A 17614-nucleotide genomic window follows, 5' to 3' on the forward strand; every position below is an offset into this window, starting at 1 on the left:
CTTAATGATTGAACTTATTTTCTGTGCCCTCTCTCCTGGGAAGCATCCGGGCCCGACCTTGGGCATAGTCGACAGGTCGCCAAGTCGCTCGTGTCAAGCACAACAACTTCCGAAAGAGAACGCCACCAGGGCCGGTTGATCAGATCAAGGGCGAATCCGCCAGATTGAGCAAATTGGGTAACGTCTGACGCCGTAGCCGCGACGGTCACGCAACGATATGATAATCGCCGGATCTTCCCAGTCGTTTTCGGAGCGCGGCATGGATCATTGCATGTTGTGGCTAGCATCACTGGTACGTACAGGGCCGTCGGGATCTTCATTCACGAGTGCGACCGTTCGCCTGACCCGCTGATTTCTGCGCCCTGACCCGCGCGAGTACGATGCACGGGCGGCACCGCTTGTGTGCACCCGATGAATACCTCCACATCTCCAATCCATGTCCGCAACAAAGATCATATGGCATCAGGTCATCCTAGTTTGTCTCGTCGTGCTCGCCTTTCTTTGGGGGGCTACCGAATGGACGGCATGGCGGCTCGCGTTCCAACCGCAGCTTGGACCAGCCTGGTTCAGGATTGGGCATTGGCCGATTTACCAGCCGGCAGCCTTCTTCCCTTGGTGGTTCAAATTCGACGCTTACGCACCGTTGGTCTTCCTGGAGGGCGGCGCCATTGCCGCGAGCGGTGGCATCGCAGCGATTGCGCTAGCGATGATGCTCTCCGTCTTGCGGGCGCAAGAGGCGAGGGACGTCACCACCTATGGCTCGGCACGCTGGGCGGATGCGCGCGAGGTCAGGCGGGCGGGTCTCTTGGGATCTGACGGCATCGTGCTCGGCCGGCTTGAGGGCCATTATCTGCGGCATGACGGGCCTGAGCACGTACTCTGCTTTGCTCCCACGCGCTCTGGCAAGGGCGTTGGCCTTGTCATACCGACTCTTTTGACCTGGCCGGCTTCCACGATTGTTCATGACATTAAGGGCGAGAACTTCCAGTTGACTTCCGGCTGGCGCGCGCGATTTGGGCCAGTGCTCTTGTTCGATCCGACCAATCCGGCCAGCGCCGCCTACAACCCGCTTCTCGAGATCCGTCGTGGTGATTGCGAGGTGCGAGATGCCCAAAACATCGCCGATATCCTTGTCGACCCGGAAGGGGCACTCGAACGCCGCAACCACTGGGAAAAGACCAGCCACTCTCTCCTTGTCGGTGCAATCCTGCATGTCCTCTACGCCGAAGCCGACAAGACCCTCGCAGGCGTCGCCAATTTCCTGTCTGATCCCTCCCGCCCGATCGACGCTACACTCACCGCAATGCTCGCAACCCCGCATCTTGGAGGTAGCGTTCATCCCGTCGTCGCTTCGGCCGCGCGCGAGCTTCTCAACAAGAGCGAGAACGAGCGCTCCGGCGTGCTCTCAACCGCGATGAGCTTCCTGGGGCTCTATCGCGATCCGGTGGTTGCCAAGATCACCGCGCGAAGCGATTGGCGCATCCGGGATCTCGTGGACGGCTCGGAGCCCGTCTCACTCTATCTCGTGGTGCCTCCATCCGACATCGTCCGCACCAAACCCCTGATGCGACTCATCCTCAACCAGATCGGGCGGCGGTTGACCGAAAGCCTGGATCCAGACCGGCGCCGGCAAAAACTCCTTCTCATGCTCGATGAGTTTGCAGCGCTCGGCCGGCTCGACTTTTTCGAGAGTCAGCTCGCCTTCATGGCAGGCTACGGCATCCGCAGCTTTCTGATCACCCAGAGCCTCAATCAGCTCGAACGCGCCTATGGGCCGAACCATGCCATCCTCGACAATTGTCACGTCCGGATCGCCTTCTCGACCAATGATGAGCGTACCGCCAAGCGCGTATCCGACGCACTGGGAACTGCGACCGAGTTGCGCGCCATGAAGAACTATGCCGGACACCGATTGAGCCCCTGGCTTGGGCACCTCATGGTGAGCCGTCAGGAGACCTCGCGGCCGCTGCTGACGCCAGGCGAGGTCATGCAACTCTCGCCTAAAGAGGCAATCGTGATGATTTCCGGGGTGCACCCGGTGCGCGCCACCAAAGTCCGCTACTATGAGGATCCGCAGTTCCAGCGACGTGTGTTGAAGCCGCCCCGCTTCGAACCGCGTACCTTGTCCGCGGGACCGGATGACTGGTCGGCCGGCGCTCCAATTCCGCCATCAGTCGAGCTACTGACCAGACGCAAGCGCAGGAGCGACCAGGCGAACGGTGGTTTGCGTCGCGAGCCGGAATTGCCAGAACATGAGGAGATCGAGATCAAGGCACCGCTTGGCGAGCATGAGTTCGACGCCGACCTCGATGAGGGTGATGCCGATGCCGTCCAGGCACAAGCTCTGAGCCGCTCGATGCAGGGCGTCGCGCGGACCGTCAGCCTCGACGCGGACGATGGGATGGATCTGTGAGCGGGGCAGCGTGAAAAAGATCCAGCTCAGCATCTATCTCGATCCGGAAACCTTCAAAACCCTTGAGGCCTTCGCACAACGCCGGGGTCAGCCCAAGTCGCTGGTCGCCGAGGCCGCAATCGGCGCCTTTCTTTCTCCGGATGATTCCGATCGGCGCGAGGCGGCGATCGCCAAGCGTCTGGACCGGATCGCGCGCGCGCTTGAGCGCCTCGAGCGCAATGATGGCATCACGCTTGAGACCATCGCGCTCTTCATCCGTTTCTGGCTGACCTCAACGCCGGCGCTCCCCGAACATTCGATGCCCGCCGCGCGCGCCAAGGGCGCGGAACGTTACGATCGCTTTGTTGAGGCGCTCGGACGGCGGCTTACAAGCGGATCCACCGTCCTGAAAGAGGTGAGCATCGACATGCACGCCTCTGAGAAGCCCGAGTAATCAGTACACGCGCCCCAATGCGCCCTGGCAGCTCCTGGCGATGGGTGCGGCGCCGAGTCAGATAAGTCGACCCGCAGATCGGCAGCATGCCACGAAGCGCGCAAGCGATGGGCGCGTCACTCAAGGCGCCCGGGCCAGCTGCAACAGCCCGTTAGCTGCCCGCGAATGACACAGGCTTACAAATCCCACTCTTCTTGAGACCGCCTTGTCTTTCTTTGGCTACGCCAGACAACGACACAGATGTCGGTGCGGTTGAAGTGACGTTCGGATTGGCCCTTGTGTCAAGTCCATCATCGCTGGGGCGATCCAGCCGTTTCGATTCCGAAATCGACGCCGCGCGTACCGCGCTGCGCGGGCAGGTCGCGGCCGCAAATTGGGAGTGAACAAGCAGTGCAAATCGATGGAGAGCTTGGAGGCCAGCCCAGCTCGATTGTGAATCAAGCCGAGCCGAGCCCGAACGAAAGAGCGCGAACCAAGAAGGTTACCGTTCAGCTCTCCGAGAGCATGTTTCAGCGGCTTGAAGTTGCGACCGAACGCCCGGGGGTCGGCAAGAGCATGGTCGTCGAGACGGCGCTTGAACAATTCCTGAATCCTGCACCGCCCATAAGGGCGCGTTCATGAGGCTCTGGACCGGATAAGTGGCCAGATGGCCAGGCTCGAGCACGAGATCGCGATCATCGCGGAGACCGTAGCCCTGCATGCGCGCTATCACCTCACCGTGACGCCGCCCATGCTGCCATCCGGGCAGCGGGAGGCGTGCCTGCTTGGGCAGCAGCGTTTCAAGGTATTGGCGGAGCAGGTCGAACGGCGGGTACGGCTCGGTCAGCCATTGATCCGGGAGACGATCGATCGGCTGGGCAAAGGCAGTCGACCGGGTGGTGAAGCTCTTGGCGGCGCGTCACAGCGCGCGGCAGAGCAACACTTGAGTCAGGAAGGTCTGTCAGCAGTCGCGGTGGATGGAAACTCCGAGCCGAACGCTGCCGCCGTGGAGGGCGGCAGCGCTCCAAACTTTCGAAACTTGCCCAACTCCTTTTGTTAGGCCGGCCGCCACAAGCGTGCGGAAGGAGCTTGGGTCGCAAATATTGCCGGTGGCACGAGTTGAGCCAGTTCCTGTGTGGCGGCTCATCGCGTGCGTGTTTCTTCCCTTCGCGGCCGGGTACTACCTTTCGTACCTGTTCCGGACCATCAATACACTCATTGCTGGCCGCCTCGCCTCTGATCTCGGGCTTGGCGCCGCCGATATCGGGCTGCTCACGTCAATCTACTTTTTGGTCGTTATGGCGGCCCAGATTCCGGTCGGCATGTTACTTGATCGCTTGGGGCCGCGCCGGGTCCAGAGCGTGCTCTTGGCTGTTGCTGCAGGGGGTGCCGCGCTCTTTGGACTATCGACGGGATTCCTTTCCCTTCTTTTTGCTCGCGCGATGGTCGGACTTGGGAGCGCAGCAGCCCTGATGTCCGGGCTGAAAATCATCGTCCTCTGGTTTCCAAGAGAACGAATGGCGCTCATCAATGGCTATATGATCATGCTGGGCTCATTGGGGGCCGTTACCGCAACGGCTCCTGCGGAAGCGCTCCTGGACTGGATCGGATGGCGGGGTCTATTCGAGGCGCTGGCCGCGGCGAGCGCGCTTGCTGCCATTTTGATCTATCTCGTGGTTCCCGAACGAACCACTGGACCACAAGGCGGCAGGACGCCCGCCACTCTGAAAACCGTCTACTCGGATGCGCGGTTCTGGAGAATGGCGCCCTTATCGGCGACCTGCATCGGGTCGGCTTGGGCACTGCAATCCTTATGGGCGGCGCCCTGGCTTTCCGATGTGGAGCGGCTGGATCGAACGAGACTCGTCAACGAATTGTTCGTGATGGCGGTCGCTCTGAGTCTCGGCGCTCTGGTCTTGGGCGTCCTTGCCAACTGGGTGCGCCGCCGGGCTAAGAAGAGCGAGGCTCTGTTTGGCTTGGTCGCGGCGATGTTGATTGTGACGGAGCTTGTGCTGATCTTGCATCCGCCCTGGCCATCACTCCTGCCGTGGTGCGTGCTGTCGGTGGCCGGATCAGCCACTGCTCTGACCTACGCCATCATAGCGGATTATTTCCCGGCCGAGCTGGTTGCGCGCGCCAATGGCGGTCTGAATGTCCTGCAGTTTGGCTGGGCTTTCGTCGTGCAGTACGGGACGGGACTGATTCTGGAGCAATGGCCTCTGGAGGCGGGGCATTATCCTTTACCGGCCTACCAGACCGCGTTCGGTGTGAACGTTTTGCTGCAGGTGGCAGCGCTGGTCTGGTTCGCCGCCGTCCCGTGGCTGGAGCGCCGGAAACGGAAGGCTGGCGCTTCGGCCACACGTCAACCGGCGGGGGGCTGGAACTCGGTTGAGGTCGTTATTCCACCAGCCGAGCTCGCCATCCTGGAGGCGGATGATCATGCGGAGTGGTGAAGCCCGCATGTCGCCGGGCTGATGTTCGGGGTCATGATGTTCGGCGCGTCAGAAGCGGTCGTCCCTAATCTTTCTTCTTCTACGCCAGACTACGATTGACACGGTCCCATTCTTGCTGTCGCGCAGGTTCTGCTTTTTCTAGTTGTTCTCATGTGAGGCGGCTAGACGCTAGCTGCCTCACTCAACTGAGGGCAGTCGTGGCGATCCATTCATTTCATTCGGAAGCCGAGTTGCGCGGAGCGCGCATGCTCCGCACAGCGCTGGGGCCTGCCATCGCGGGCTTTCTGGAAGATCCGTCGATCGTTGAGGTGATGCTGAACCCCGATGGCCGGCTGTGGATCGATAGGCTGTCGAGCGGCCTTACCGATACCGGCGAAAGTCTATCAGCTGCCGACGGCGAGCGAATTGTCCGGCTGGTCGCGCACTATGTGGGCGCCGAGGTTCATGCCGGCTCGCCCCGAATCTCGGCTGAGCTGCCGGAAACGGGAGAACGGTTCGAAGGTTTGTTGCCGCCGGTCGTCGCCGCGCCGGCTTTCGCGATCCGCAAACCCGCGGTCGCTGTCTTCAGCCTGCACGACTATGTCGCTGCCGGCATCCTGAGCTTGGAGCAGGCGAACGCGCTCCGCGATGCGGTCGCTACACGCAAGAACATCCTGGTCGCGGGCGGCACATCGACGGGCAAGACGACGCTGACGAACGCGCTTCTGGCGGAGGTGGCCAAAGGTTCGGATCGCGTCGTTCTCATCGAAGATACGCGGGAGCTTCAGTGCACGGCGCCGAACCTCGTGGCGCTGCGGACCAAGGATGGCGTCGTCTCGCTGTCCGAACTTGTGCGCTCGTCGCTTCGCCTGCGCCCTGATCGTATCCCGATTGGCGAGGTGCGCGGAGCCGAGGCGCTCGATCTGCTCAAAGCCTGGGGGACTGGACATCCCGGCGGAATCGGCACGATCCACGCCGGCACCGCGCTTGGCGCGCTCCGCCGGCTCGAGCAGCTCATCCAGGAGGCCGTCGTCACGGTCCCGCGCGCGCTGATCGCCGAGACCATCAACGTCATCGCCGTGCTCTCTGGCCGTGGTGCCGAACGGCGTTTGAGCGAACTCGCTTCTGTCACCGGGCTTGGGTCATCAGGCGACTACACCCTGTCGAAAATCGGAGATCAGTCATGAACGTACGATCATCTCTCGGGCGAGGTTTCGCATCAGTTGCGGCATTCGCTTGTCTGTACCTGGTGAGTAGCCCGGCCTGGGCCGCCGGCTCGAACATGCCCTGGGAGCAGCCGCTCAACCAGATCCTGCAGTCGGTCGAAGGACCCGTGGCCAAGATCATCGCGGTCATCATCATCATCGTGACCGGTCTTTCGCTCGCATTCGGCGACACCTCGGGCGGCTTCCGGCGGCTGATCCAGATCGTGTTTGGTCTGTCGATCGCATTTGCCGCCTCGAGCTTCTTCCTGTCGTTCTTCTCGTTCGGCGGCGGGGTGGTGATCTGATGGATGAGCCAGTCCCGGGCTTTGTCGCCCCTGTCCATCGTGCGCTGACCGAGCCGATCCTGATGGGCGGTGCACCGCGATCGGTTGCCATTCTCAACGGCACATTGGCCGCAGCACTCGGCCTTGGTCTGCGCTTGTGGCTGGCCGGCCTTCTGCTGGCGTTCGTCGGCCACATGGCCGCGGTCTGGGCCGCAAAACGCGATCCGGAATTCGTCGAAGTCGTACGCCGGCACGTTCGTGTTCCCGGTCATCTCAGCGCTTGAGAATAGTCCCATGATGAATCTTGCCGAATACCGCCGCTCGAATACGCGCCTTGCTGATTTCCTGCCCTGGGCTGCTCTGGTCGACGAGGGAATCGTATTGAACAAGGACGGCTCACTTCAGCGGACGGCGCAGTTCAGGGGACCGGACCTCGACAGTTCCGTGCCGGCTGAGGTTGTTGCGGTCGCAAGCCGGCTGAACAATGCGCTCCGGCGTCTCGGATCGGGCTGGGCGGTTTTCGTCGAGGCGCAACGGCATTCGGCAGGCCGCTATCCGCCCGACACATTCCCGGATGTCGCATCCGCCCTGGTGGATGCGGAGCGCAAAGCGCAATTCGAGGAGGCCGGCAGCCATTATGAATCGAGCTACTACCTGACCTTCCTTTATCTGCCGCCTGCAGAGAGTGCCGCTGTGGCAGAGCGTCTCCTGTACGAGGTCGGCCATCGCAGCGCGGGAGCGGATGCGCGCGAGGTGCTGAGTGGCTTCGTCGACCGAACCAACCGCGTGCTGCAGCTCGTTGAGGGCTTTATGCCGGAATGCGGCTGGCTCGATGACGAGGCAACGCTCACCTACCTGCACTCGACGGTCTCGACCAAGCGGCATCGCGTTCGCGTGCCGGAAATCCCGATGTATCTCGATGCGCTGCTTGCCGATCAGCCGCTGACAGGCGGGCTTGAGCCGATGCTGGGTGAGGCGCATGTGCGTGTCCTGACGGTTGTGGGGTTTCCCACGACGACGACGCCCGGGATCCTCGATGATCTCAACCGCCTCGCATTCCCGTACCGCTGGTCCACGCGGGCGATCATGCTCGACAAGACGGATGCTCTAAAGCTCCTGACCAGGATCAGGCGGCAATGGTTTGCCAAGCGCAAGTCGATTGCCGGGATCCTGAAGGAGGTGATGACGAACGAGGCGTCCACGCTTCTGGATACCGATGCCCACAACAAGGCGATGGATGCAGACAGCGCGCTCCAGGAGCTCGGCTCGGATCAGATTGGAGAGGCCTTTGTGACGGCAACCGTCACGGTCTGGGACAGGGATCCGCACGCGGCGGACGAAAAGCTACGCCTCGTTGAAAAGGTGATCCAGGGCCGGGACTTTACCTCCATGACCGAGACAGTAAATGCCGTTGAGGCCTGGCTCGGCAGCCTGCCGGGACAGGTCTATGCAAACGTGCGCCAGCCACCGGTGTCGACGCTAAATCTCGCCCACATGATCCCGCTCTCTGCGGTCTGGGCGGGAGAGGTGAGGGACCATCATTTCAAGGCGCCTCCGCTGTTCTTCGGCAAGACGGAAGGATCGACCCCTTTCCGCTTTGCGCTCCATGTCGGCGATGTCGGACACACTCTAATCGTTGGACCGACCGGCGCCGGCAAATCGGTGCTGCTCGCACTGATGGCATTGCAGTTCCGGCGATATCCGGCCGCTCAGATCTTTGCCTTTGATTTCGGTGGGTCGATCCGCGCGGCGGCGATCGCCATGGGAGGCGACTGGCATGATCTTGGCGGCGCGGTTGGTGGAGACTCGGCAGAATTCGTGGCGCTCCAGCCGCTTGCGCGCATCGACGATGTCGCGGAGCGCGGTTGGGCAGCCGATTGGATCGCATCGATTCTTGCGCGCGAGCGCATCGAGGTCACGCCCGAGACCAAGGATCATGTCTGGTCGGCCTTGACCTCGCTCGCCTCGGCGCCAGTTCGGGAGCGGACGCTGACGGGCTTGTCCGTTCTTCTGCAATCCAATGCCTTGAAGCGCGCGCTGCAACCCTATTGCCTCGGCGGTCCATTTGAGCGGCTGCTGGATGCCGAAGGTGAACGGCTGGGAGAGACCTCCGTCCAGGTGTTTGAGACTGACGGGTTGATCGGGACCGGTGTCGCGCCGGCGGTTCTCTCCTATTTGTTCCACCGGATTGAGGATCGCTTCGACGGCCGTCCGGCCCTTCTCATCATCGATGAGGGCTGGCTTGCGCTGGACGATGCCGATTTTGCCGGCAAGCTCCGCGTTTGGTTGAAGACGCTGCGCAAGAAGAACGCCTCCGTCGTGTTTGCGACCCAGTCGCTGGCCGATATCGATGGCTCCGCAATTGCGCCCGCAATTATCGAGAGCTGTCCGACCCGGATCCTGCTTCCCAATGACCGCGCGATCGAGCCGCAGATCTTAGGCGTCTACCGGCGCTTTGGACTAAATGATCGGCAGATCGAGATCCTCGCCCGCGCGACGCCAAAGCGCGACTACTACTGCCAGTCGCGCCGGGGCAACCGGCTGTTCGAGCTCGGCCTTGGTGAGATCGCGCTGGCTTTTGCGGCCGCGTCGTCCAAGACCGATCAGGCCCTCATCGAGCGCGTTCTTGAGGAGCACGGACGAGACGATTTCGTCACCGGCTGGCTCAAGGCGCGCGACCTCGGCTGGGCCTGCAATCTCATTCCGCAGCTTGCCAAGGAAGGAGGCTTGTCATGAAACGTCTCCGTCCGCTTCTGGCAGCAAGTATCATCGCAATTAGCCTGACCCAAGCGCCCCGGGAAGGGAAGGCACAGTGGATCGTGTTCGATCCCAACAACTACGTACAAAATGTGCTGACGGCTGCGCGCGAGCTGCAGCAGATCAACAACCAGATCACGTCGCTGCAAAACGAAGCGCAGATGTTGATCAATCAGGCGAAGAACCTAGCGAGCCTGCCGTACTCGTCCTTGCAGCAGCTCGAGCAATCGATTCAGCGCACGCAGCAGCTGCTCAGTCAAGCGCAGCGCATTGCCTACGATGTCCAGCAGATCGATCGCGCGTTCTCGACAACTTATGCGACGGCATCCGCGAGCATGTCCAACGGGCTCCTCGTCGCCAACGCCCAGACACGCTGGCAGAATGCGGTTGCCGGACTGCAGGACGCCATGCGGGTGCAGGCGACCGTCGTCGGCAATCTCGATACCAACCGCACCCAGATGTCGGCCCTGGTCACGGCGAGCCAGGGCGCGTCAGGTGCTCTGCAGGCAAGTCAGGCCGGCAACCAGCTCCTTGCGCTTCAAGCCCAGCAGCTTGCTGATCTCACCGCGACGATGGCCGCGCAGGGGCGCGCACAAACGCTCGAAGCCGCCCAAAGAGCAAGTGCCCAGGATCAGGGGAGGGAGCAAATGCGGCGCTTTCTGACCCAGGGGCAGGGCTATCAACCGACAACCGTGCAGATGTTCCACTGATGATGAAGAACAAATTTGAACGGCTGCCAATCGCGGTGGCAGTTGGCCTCACAGTCCTGGTCGTCGCCGCCTGCGCCATTCGCCTGCGCGGCGACGACAGCGCGAACCAATCTTCCGCCTCGCTCGCTGCGAAGCCCGATCCGGCGGCGGCAAAGCTCGAGCAATGCCGCACCGTCACCTACGAGCAGAGAGAGACTCTCTTCGAATGCCAGAGGATCTGGGCCGAACGGCGCAGCCAGTTCTTGGGGAAAAGTGGATCGGTAGACGGTGATAGCGGGGTAGGCGCCGCGCCATTTTCCTCGCCTGTGCCGCGCAAGGACGAAAGCCGCCTCCCGTCCGGCTCTCCCTCCATTCCAAGCCAGAGCGAGTGAGCAATGGGTGGCACCTCCGTCATCGACCAGTTCCTGGAAACCTTCACCCGCTACATCGATTCCGGATTCGGCCTGGTCGGGGGCGAAGTCGGATATCTCGCCACGACGTTGGCCGCAATCGACCTCACGCTTGCGGGCCTGTTCTGGTCCCTCGGAAGTGATGAGGAGATTCTTGCCCGGCTCGTCAAGAAAACCTTGTTTGTCGGTGTCTTTGCCTACCTGATCGGCAATTGGAACAGCCTCGCCCGCATCGTCTTCGAGAGCTTTGCAGGTCTTGGACTCAAAGCCTCGGGCACGAGCCTGTCATCGGCGGATTTCTTGCGGCCAGGTCGGATCGCGCAGGTGGGGCTCGATGCCGGCCGTCCGATCCTGGACTCCATCTCGGGCCTGATGGGGTATGTCAGCTTTTTCGAAAATTTCGTCCAGATCACGGTCCTGCTGTTCGCCTGGATCGTGGTGCTGCTGGCCTTCTTTATTCTCGCCATCCAGCTCTTCGTCACCCTGATCGAGTTCAAGCTGACGACGCTTGCAGGTTTCGTCCTGATCCCCTTCGGTCTGTTCGGCAAGACCGCCTTTGCGGCCGAACGGGTGCTGGGCAACGTCATGTCCTCCGGCATCAAGGTTTTGGTCCTCGCCGTCATCGTCGGCATTGGATCGACCTTATTCTCGCAGTTCACGGCAGGTTTCGGCGGCAATCAGCCGACCATCGAGAACGCGATGGCGCTGGTGCTCGGCGCACTTTCCTTGTTGGGGCTCGGCATTTTCGGACCTGGGATTGCCAACGGCATCGTCTCCGGAGGTCCGCAGCTCGGCGCAGGTAGCGCAGTCGGGACGGGACTTGCCGCCGGTGGAGTCGTTGCGGCTGGCGCTGGCCTTGCGGCCGGCGCTGCCGGTCTCGCCGGCGGCGCGATTGCAGGCTCGCTACGCGGTGGAAGCGCGATTGCAAGCGGCACCATGAGCGTGTTTCGGGCGGGGAGTCAGTCCGGCTCCGAGGCGAGCGCGTCCGGTGCTGCAAGCCCCTTGCGTTCGGTCGCAGCTGGTCTTGGTGGACCGGCGAGCGATGCCGGTAAGGGGGAAGGGGGTTCCTCGAGAGCTTCCGACAGCGCGCCCGCTTGGGTTCGGCGCATGAAGAGAGCGCAGACGATCAGTCATGGCGCATCGGCGGCAACCCACGCGATCCGTTCAGGTGATCACGGAGGCGGCGGCGGATCTGTCGACCTCTCGCAAGAGGATCACTGACGCCTCCTTTCTAATTCGGTTCCCCGCCATCTCTTGAGGTCAAACAATGTTTAAACGATCGGCCGTTCACTATGGCCGCACGCCGGAAGCCGTCACCCCCTATCAACGCGCAGCTCAGGTCTGGGATGACCGCATTGGGTCTGCGCGCGTGCAGGCCAAGAACTGGCGCCTGATGGCCTTTGGCTGCCTCTTCTTATCAGCCGGCTTTGCCGGCGCCCTGGTCTGGCAGTCCGCTCACGGGACGATCACGCCCTGGGTGGTCGAGGTCGATCAGTTGGGGGAAGCGAAAGCCGTTGCTCCGGCAAATGCCAGCTATCAACCGACCGATCCGCAAGTAGCCTTTCACCTGGCGCGCTTCATCGAGCATGTGCGTGGCCTGCCGATGGACGCCATTGTGCTGCGCGAAAACTGGCTCCGCGCCTACGACTTTACAACGGATCGCGGTGCGGCCGCACTGAATGACTACGCCCGCAACAACGATCCATTCGCCAAGATTGGCAAGACGCAAATTGCGATCGAGGTCTCGAGCGTCATTCGGGCTTCGCCTGAGAGCTTTCGCCTCGCCTGGGTCGAGCGCCGCTACGACAACGGTCAGCTTGCCGCAACCGAGCGGTGGAGCGCGATCCTCACGATTATCGTGGAGATGCCGCGCGATCTCGATCGCCTCCGCAAGAATCCGCTTGGTATTTACGTGAACGCCATCAACTGGTCGAAGGAGCTGGGCTAGTCATGCCGTCAGGTTTCGTTATTGCGTCACAGAGGGTCCGCCCGAGCCTGGCTCTGGCTCTTGTTATTGGTGTGTCCACCCTTGGCGGTTGCACCACGTTCAAGCCGCCGCAAATCAGTTACGATAGCGATGTCCCGCCGGCTCCAGATCTGCCGGCGCTTGCCGACGATCGGCCGCGGCCGCTGCATGTTCCACCGGCCTGGAAGGCGGCGCGCGGCGGTAAGAACGCGGAAGCCAAAGAGCCCGTCGAGCGGATTGAAACCGCGAATGACGCCGCACGTGTGCAGCCGCGAAAGGCCGGCTACTTCAATGCGGTGCAGGTGTTTTCGTACAGTCCGGGCGCTCTCTATCAGATCTATGCCGCGCCGGGGCAGATCACCGACATCGCCTTGGAGCCCGGCGAGCAGCTAATCGGGTCGGGACCAGTTGCCGCGGGTGATACCGTGCGCTGGGTGCTCGGTGACACCGAAAGCGGCAGTGGCGACACGCGACGCGTGCACATCATGGTGAAGCCGACACGACCGGCGATCGAGACCAATCTCGTCGTCAACACGGATCGGCGTACTTACCTGGTCGAGCTCCGCTCCCGCGAAAGGCCCTACATGCCACAGGTCGCGTGGTTCTATCCGGAGGACCGGACCGCGCGTGGTCCAGCTCTGCCGCCCACACCCGTCATCCCGGATCAGGCGCAGCGCCGTTACCGCTACGCCATCGAGGGAGACAGCCCGCCCTGGCGTCCTGTCAATGCCTATGACGACGGCCGCAAGGTCTACGTCGAGTTTTCGCCCGTTGTCGGCCAGGGCGAGATGCCGCCGCTGTTCGTAATCGGGCCTGATGGCAAGACCGAGCTCGTCAACTATCGCGCCTACGGCAATGTGCTGATCGTCGACCGGCTGTTCGCGGCGGCGGAACTGAGGCTGGGCGAGGAGCACCAGCAGAAGGTCAGAATCGTCCGAACCGACGGGAGGTCGCTGTGACAGAGACTGGCCAGCCGAATGACACACCCAAGGACGCTCCTCGGGTTAAGCCGCCGGAAAATATCGCTGAAACCCTTCGGCTCCGGCCAGATCGGCCGCAAGTTACGCGCCTATCGCGCAAGGTGCTTGCGGGTGGCAGCGCTCTTTTGCTGGTGCTCATCTCTGGTGCGGTCTTCTGGGCTCTGCAGGAGAAGCGATCGCGCACGCCGGCCACCGAGGAGTTTTACGCGACCGACCACCACAATGTCGCAGATCAGCTTGCAACCTTGCCGAAGGATTATACCGAGATCCCGAAGGAGGTGCCGCGTCTTGGACCACCTTTACCCGGCGATCTTGGCCGGCCGATCGTTGCAGCACAGGGCGCGTCGACGTCGAGCCCGCTCGGTATTGACGCTGAACAGCAGCGCGTCAATCAGGAGAGCGAGGCGGCACGCACCAGCAAGGTGTTTGCCAGCACGAACGTCCGCGCACAGGCCCCTGTCACATCGGCAAGTGAAGCCCCATCAAATGCAGCGCCATCATCCGACGAAGCATTTGCCCAGAATGGCCAGGACCGAAAACTTGCATTCGTCAGTGCTTCCGTTGACCGTCGAACCACCAGTCCCGATCGCCTGGCAAGACCGGTCTCTCCCTTTGTGGTCCAGGCGGGAACGGTCATTCCGGCCGCTCTTATCACGGGGATTCGGTCCGACCTGCCTGGGCAGATCACGGCCCAAGTCACAGAAGCGGTATACGATTCCCCGACCGGGCGAGCTCGCCTTATTCCGCAAGGAGCCCGGTTGATCGGGACGTATGATAGCCAAGTCGCATTTGGCCAATCGCGCGTGCTCCTGGTGTGGACGCGCCTCATCATGCCAAATGGGCGCTCGATTGTCCTGGAGCGGCAGCCGGGCGCAGATGTCGCGGGCTACTCTGGGCTTGAGGATGAGGTCGACAACCATTGGAAGGAGCTGTTGGGGGCCGCTGCGCTTTCGACGCTGCTCGCCGTCGGCACCGAGGTGAATTCCGGATCGGATACGGGGAGCACCAACAGCGACCTTATCGCTGCCCTCCGCCGTGGGGCGGGGGACTCGATGAACCAGACGGGCCAGCAGGTGGTCCGCCGCAATCTCAACATCCAGCCGACCTTGACGATTCGTCCGGGATTTCCGGTGCGGGTGATCGTCAATCGCGACCTGGTGCTCGAACCGTATAGAGGGTGAGGTACGATGGCTAAGCTTAAACTTGGAGCGCTCGAAGACGATAAGCCGATCAAGATTACGCATGAACTCCCAGCGAGCGTGCACAGGGATCTCGTAGCGTACGCCGAAATCCTCGCACAAGAGAGCGGACAGCCGATCGGGGAGCCGGCGAAGCTTATCGCTCCTATGTTGGCGCGGTTCATGGCAGCGGACAGAAATTTCCGCAAGGCTCGACGGGCGCGTCAGCGTCCGAGCGGAGGCGAGGGATAGCGCTCTGACAGCAGCTTCAGGAAGGCAGCTAGGACAGGGTTTTCGTTGTCGTCTCGCCAGTACGCGGAAAAGTCGAACCGGCTCGGGCCGGTCCCGTCGCGCAAGTCCCGGTAGACCAAGCCGGCAAAATTGGCCCCGATGTCGGATTCGAGAACCAGACTGATACCGGCCTTCATGCAAATCAAACTCTTGATGATGCCTCGGCTGACGTCGTGGCGCTCGATCTTCGGACAATTTTCAAGTGAAGCGAGTTTGGAGATCATAAGCTGTTCAAGCTCCCGCCCAGGATCGTAATGACTTAGCAGCACCGTCTCGCCGCGGAGGTCGGTCCAGTAGAGAGTCTCCCGCGCAGTGAGGGAATGATCCTGGGACAGAGCAACCAGAACGCGCTCGCTCCACAACGAGATGGTCTTGGTGCCCAATAGCGGCAGGCTTCCCGTGACAATCAGGATGTCAAGCAGGCCGTTGCGAAGCGCCGTTGCCAGACGCGTCCGTGATCGCTCGACGGTCGCAAGTTCAACTTTTGGAAATCGCTGCTTGAACTCGAGCAAGGAGGCCTGCAGATTTCCCGCCGAAAGTGATGTGCAGAAGCCGACCGCCAGCCGACCCGTTTCGCTGGTCCGAACAGAGTTTGCCGCTGCTACCAGTGCATCGAATTCTTCCAGAATCGTTCTTGCCAGGCCAAGAACGCTGTGGCCAGCCCGCGTCGGGCGTACACCTCCGCTGTAGCGCTCAAAGATCGTAAAACCCAAGTAATCCTCAGTCTCGCGAATTGATCGGCTGAGGCTCGACTGTTGCAATCTCAGCAACTCCGCGGCTTGACGAATACTGCCACAATCGGCCGCGACGACGGCAGATCGCAGGTGCTTCAGTTCGAGAGCTTTGATGCCCTGAAAGGATGGACTTGTTGGTTGGAAATTGCTCATCTTGAGACTTACCGAGGAGCTTGCCGCCCAATGGGGAACATTGGGGCCGCCGTGTGCTTGATTCCAAAGGCCTAAGCGGCTGCTCGCATGACCGGAGCCCAGAGCACCGGACCTGAGATGCGACCCGCCTTGCGGATGCGCTGCAAGGCATCAGTCGACACCTCCAGATAGCCCGCCATGGCCAGAGTGTTTCCGAGAGGTCGTGCTTTGCCGATCGGGCGGAGTGGCCACCGGGCGCGCCGAAGAATGCGCTCCATGCGCGCGTCGGTGACGGTGACGATTTCGTTCAAACGAATGGAAAGGCCGAACTCGACCATGCCTGCAAAGAGCTCGTACGTGGCAGCAGCGAGTCCACCGCTCGCCTTCGGCGCATCCGGAGGAACATCCACTGCAAAGCGACTGCTCTCCCAGATGTGGTCGGTTCGTGGCGCCGGCTGCTCGTCCAGAAGAATTGGGAAAGTGTCCCTGAGCATGGTTGGACCGGTCGTCGGGAGAAGTCGAACGCAACCCTGAATCCGTCCATCCGCTGAGCGATGCAGCAAGTGAGTTGGTCGAAGTACGTCAAACTCGTCCACCTCCATGTCGCCACTGACCTGTACATCCCATTTCAGACGCTGTTTGAAGACGCGGTAGCGCAATCGATGCATCTCAGCGAGTTCGTTGACGAACTCGCCATAGTAGTCTGGCGTGATGAGCAGCATCATTGCTGTCCTCCCTGCTTCGTATCGGCAATCAAAGCAGAAGCTGACGCAAATGCATCCTGTGCAGATGCACAGCATGCTTATGTACGGGCGGTCGTTTATCTTCGAGATTTTGATTCAACGAGCCGCACGACTGCTTGACGAAGCGTACGGACGCCGAGCTTCGCTCGGGCGTTATCTAGATGAAAGGCAGCGGTGCGTCGCGAGATGCCCAGAATATTGCCAATCTCCCAAGCAGATTTGCCACGAGCAGACCATTCGAGACATTCAAGCTCACGAGGAGACAACAACACGCCATCGACCACGCGATCGGACGCCAACATGCGACGAGCGTGCGCGTGGAAGAACATTGCGATTAGCCGCAGAACTTGGGCGTGCTCGCTTACCGAGCGCTCGAAAGCAGTTCGCCGCTCGTCGGTCGCAAAGCTCACGGCGGCGATCGCACCTCTGTTGTCATGGATTGGAATCGTGAATCCACACCGAATGCCGAACTTAGCGGCTTCTTCAAATAGTGCGCACTCGGATTCCGACCGAACTCGCGGTCCGAATCCAAGCCCCCATCGGAACGGTTTAGTATGGCGGATCGCCTGGCGAACCACGGGATCGAAGGATTCATAATGGTGCTGCAGATAGTGTGCCGTCCACGATGGGGGATATGTCGAGATTAGATTGGGGACACCGCCCGGTTCGTGAGGCAGAGCAAGATATGCAAAGCAAGACAGGTTCAGCGCGGCGGCCATATCCGCCATGCTCTGCTGAGCAGCATCTCGGTCAGTGCTTTCGGTCAGCCGATCGACAAATTTTTGAAAATCTCGATACATCGTTGGATGAACTTGAATGTCGATCCGCTGCGCGATCTTCCTGAACTTGGGCTGCCTCTTGGATCTTTGTTGCTGCTCGCGACCTGCATGGAGTGCGTCGTGGGAAGAGAAGAGTTCGCCAACAATGCGGCGAAAGCACGAGTGTGAGGCTTTCCTGCCGGTGGCGTGAGTGAGAGCCCAAGCCAATG

18 protein-coding genes are annotated in these 17614 nt (G+C 61.4%); 15 read left to right on the forward strand and 3 right to left on the reverse strand.

The window, feature by feature from the left end; genetic code table 11:
• Window positions 1-436 precede the first annotated feature (436 nt).
• The 15 genes from QRQ56_RS35015 to QRQ56_RS35085 all read left to right on the forward strand — a co-directional run bounded on the left by QRQ56_RS35015 (window position 437) and on the right by QRQ56_RS35085 (window position 14978).
• Complete coding sequence (locus QRQ56_RS35015; RefSeq protein ID WP_438746029.1) at window positions 437-2413, forward strand: conjugal transfer protein TraG; 1977 nt, start codon at window positions 437-439, stop codon at window positions 2411-2413.
• Between the two features lie 10 nt (window positions 2414-2423).
• Window positions 2424-2846 carry a CopG family transcriptional regulator gene (locus QRQ56_RS35020; protein ID WP_438746031.1) on the forward strand — a complete coding sequence of 141 codons (423 nt, stop codon included), beginning with the start codon at window positions 2424-2426 and terminating at the stop codon, window positions 2844-2846.
• A 646-nt stretch (window positions 2847-3492) separates the two neighbouring features.
• Complete coding sequence (locus QRQ56_RS35025; RefSeq protein WP_438746033.1) at window positions 3493-3885, forward strand: hypothetical protein; 393 nt, start codon at window positions 3493-3495, stop codon at window positions 3883-3885.
• A gap of 73 nt (window positions 3886-3958) precedes the next feature.
• Window positions 3959-5278 (forward strand): MFS transporter, encoded by a 1320-nt coding sequence (locus QRQ56_RS35030; RefSeq protein ID WP_438746035.1) that lies wholly within the window; start codon window positions 3959-3961, stop codon window positions 5276-5278.
• A gap of 245 nt (window positions 5279-5523) precedes the next feature.
• Window positions 5524-6444 (forward strand): P-type conjugative transfer ATPase TrbB, encoded by a 921-nt coding sequence (gene trbB, locus QRQ56_RS35035; protein ID WP_438746158.1) that lies wholly within the window; start codon window positions 5524-5526, stop codon window positions 6442-6444.
• Complete coding sequence (locus tag QRQ56_RS35040) at window positions 6441-6767, forward strand: TrbC/VirB2 family protein (protein WP_283018292.1); 327 nt, start codon at window positions 6441-6443, stop codon at window positions 6765-6767. Before trbB ends, QRQ56_RS35040 begins: the two co-directional genes overlap by 4 nt.
• Window positions 6767-7030: a VirB3 family type IV secretion system protein gene (locus tag QRQ56_RS35045; protein WP_438746036.1), complete on the forward strand. Its 264-nt coding sequence runs from the start codon at window positions 6767-6769 to the stop codon at window positions 7028-7030. Before QRQ56_RS35040 ends, QRQ56_RS35045 begins: the two co-directional genes overlap by 1 nt.
• A gap of 10 nt (window positions 7031-7040) precedes the next feature.
• A complete protein-coding gene (trbE, locus tag QRQ56_RS35050) occupies window positions 7041-9482 on the forward strand; it encodes a conjugal transfer protein TrbE (RefSeq protein ID WP_438746037.1) in 2442 nt (813 codons plus the stop codon).
• Window positions 9479-10213 (forward strand): P-type conjugative transfer protein TrbJ, encoded by a 735-nt coding sequence (gene trbJ, locus QRQ56_RS35055; protein WP_438746039.1) that lies wholly within the window; start codon window positions 9479-9481, stop codon window positions 10211-10213. The genes trbE and trbJ overlap by 4 nt, the downstream gene beginning before the upstream one ends.
• Window positions 10213-10584 carry a putative entry exclusion protein TrbK-alt gene (gene trbK-alt / locus QRQ56_RS35060; RefSeq protein WP_438746040.1) on the forward strand — a complete coding sequence of 124 codons (372 nt, stop codon included), beginning with the start codon at window positions 10213-10215 and terminating at the stop codon, window positions 10582-10584. Before trbJ ends, trbK-alt begins: the two co-directional genes overlap by 1 nt.
• 3 nt (window positions 10585-10587) lie before the next feature.
• The gene (trbL, locus tag QRQ56_RS35065; RefSeq protein ID WP_438746042.1) at window positions 10588-11823 is read left to right on the forward strand and encodes a P-type conjugative transfer protein TrbL; all 1236 of its coding nucleotides are present in this window, start codon (window positions 10588-10590) and stop codon (window positions 11821-11823) included.
• 46 nt (window positions 11824-11869) lie between these two features.
• On the forward strand, window positions 11870-12550 hold the full coding sequence (trbF, locus tag QRQ56_RS35070) for a conjugal transfer protein TrbF (RefSeq protein WP_438746043.1): 681 nt from the start codon (window positions 11870-11872) through the stop codon (window positions 12548-12550).
• Window positions 12551-12552: 2 nt separating this feature from the next.
• Complete coding sequence (gene trbG / locus QRQ56_RS35075) at window positions 12553-13527, forward strand: P-type conjugative transfer protein TrbG (protein ID WP_438746044.1); 975 nt, start codon at window positions 12553-12555, stop codon at window positions 13525-13527.
• Window positions 13524-14729: a TrbI/VirB10 family protein gene (locus tag QRQ56_RS35080; protein WP_438746046.1), complete on the forward strand. Its 1206-nt coding sequence runs from the start codon at window positions 13524-13526 to the stop codon at window positions 14727-14729. Before trbG ends, QRQ56_RS35080 begins: the two co-directional genes overlap by 4 nt.
• Window positions 14730-14735: 6 nt before the next feature.
• Window positions 14736-14978 (forward strand): DUF2274 domain-containing protein, encoded by a 243-nt coding sequence (locus tag QRQ56_RS35085; RefSeq protein ID WP_438746047.1) that lies wholly within the window; start codon window positions 14736-14738, stop codon window positions 14976-14978.
• Here the strand turns inward: QRQ56_RS35085 and QRQ56_RS35090 are convergent.
• From QRQ56_RS35090 to QRQ56_RS35100, 3 genes are all read right to left on the reverse strand, one after another.
• The gene (locus tag QRQ56_RS35090) at window positions 14951-15904 is read right to left on the reverse strand and encodes a LysR family transcriptional regulator (RefSeq protein WP_438746049.1); all 954 of its coding nucleotides are present in this window, start codon (window positions 15902-15904) and stop codon (window positions 14951-14953) included. The genes QRQ56_RS35085 and QRQ56_RS35090 overlap by 28 nt on opposite strands.
• A gap of 71 nt (window positions 15905-15975) precedes the next feature.
• Window positions 15976-16608 (reverse strand): acyl-homoserine-lactone synthase, encoded by a 633-nt coding sequence (locus QRQ56_RS35095; protein ID WP_438746051.1) that lies wholly within the window; start codon window positions 16606-16608, stop codon window positions 15976-15978.
• Between the two features lie 95 nt (window positions 16609-16703).
• The gene (locus tag QRQ56_RS35100; RefSeq protein ID WP_438746159.1) at window positions 16704-17426 is read right to left on the reverse strand and encodes an autoinducer binding domain-containing protein; all 723 of its coding nucleotides are present in this window, start codon (window positions 17424-17426) and stop codon (window positions 16704-16706) included.
• Window positions 17427-17614: the final 188 nt, after the last annotated feature.

Origin of the sequence: Bradyrhizobium sp. U531 (genome assembly GCF_051710265.1) — a bacterium.
Classification (GTDB): Bacteria; Pseudomonadota; Alphaproteobacteria; order Rhizobiales; family Xanthobacteraceae; genus Bradyrhizobium.

Coding starts and splice junctions, on each gene's coding strand:
- QRQ56_RS35015 (WP_438746029.1), top strand. CDS start 437: ATGTCCGCAACAAAGATCATATGGCATCAGGTCATCCTAGTTTGTCTC.
- QRQ56_RS35025 (WP_438746033.1), top strand. CDS start 3,493: ATGGCCAGGCTCGAGCACGAGATCGCGATCATCGCGGAGACCGTAGCC.
- trbB (WP_438746158.1), top strand. CDS start 5,524: ATGCTCCGCACAGCGCTGGGGCCTGCCATCGCGGGCTTTCTGGAAGAT.
- QRQ56_RS35040 (WP_283018292.1), top strand. CDS start 6,441: ATGAACGTACGATCATCTCTCGGGCGAGGTTTCGCATCAGTTGCGGCA.
- QRQ56_RS35045 (WP_438746036.1), top strand. CDS start 6,767: ATGGATGAGCCAGTCCCGGGCTTTGTCGCCCCTGTCCATCGTGCGCTG.
- trbE (WP_438746037.1), top strand. CDS start 7,041: ATGATGAATCTTGCCGAATACCGCCGCTCGAATACGCGCCTTGCTGAT.
- trbJ (WP_438746039.1), top strand. CDS start 9,479: ATGAAACGTCTCCGTCCGCTTCTGGCAGCAAGTATCATCGCAATTAGC.
- trbK-alt (WP_438746040.1), top strand. CDS start 10,213: ATGATGAAGAACAAATTTGAACGGCTGCCAATCGCGGTGGCAGTTGGC.
- trbL (WP_438746042.1), top strand. CDS start 10,588: ATGGGTGGCACCTCCGTCATCGACCAGTTCCTGGAAACCTTCACCCGC.
- trbF (WP_438746043.1), top strand. CDS start 11,870: ATGTTTAAACGATCGGCCGTTCACTATGGCCGCACGCCGGAAGCCGTC.
- trbG (WP_438746044.1), top strand. CDS start 12,553: ATGCCGTCAGGTTTCGTTATTGCGTCACAGAGGGTCCGCCCGAGCCTG.
- QRQ56_RS35085 (WP_438746047.1), top strand. CDS start 14,736: ATGGCTAAGCTTAAACTTGGAGCGCTCGAAGACGATAAGCCGATCAAG.
- QRQ56_RS35090 (WP_438746049.1), bottom strand. CDS start 15,904: ATGAGCAATTTCCAACCAACAAGTCCATCCTTTCAGGGCATCAAAGCT.
- QRQ56_RS35095 (WP_438746051.1), bottom strand. CDS start 16,608: ATGATGCTGCTCATCACGCCAGACTACTATGGCGAGTTCGTCAACGAA.
- QRQ56_RS35100 (WP_438746159.1), bottom strand. CDS start 17,426: ATGTATCGAGATTTTCAAAAATTTGTCGATCGGCTGACCGAAAGCACT.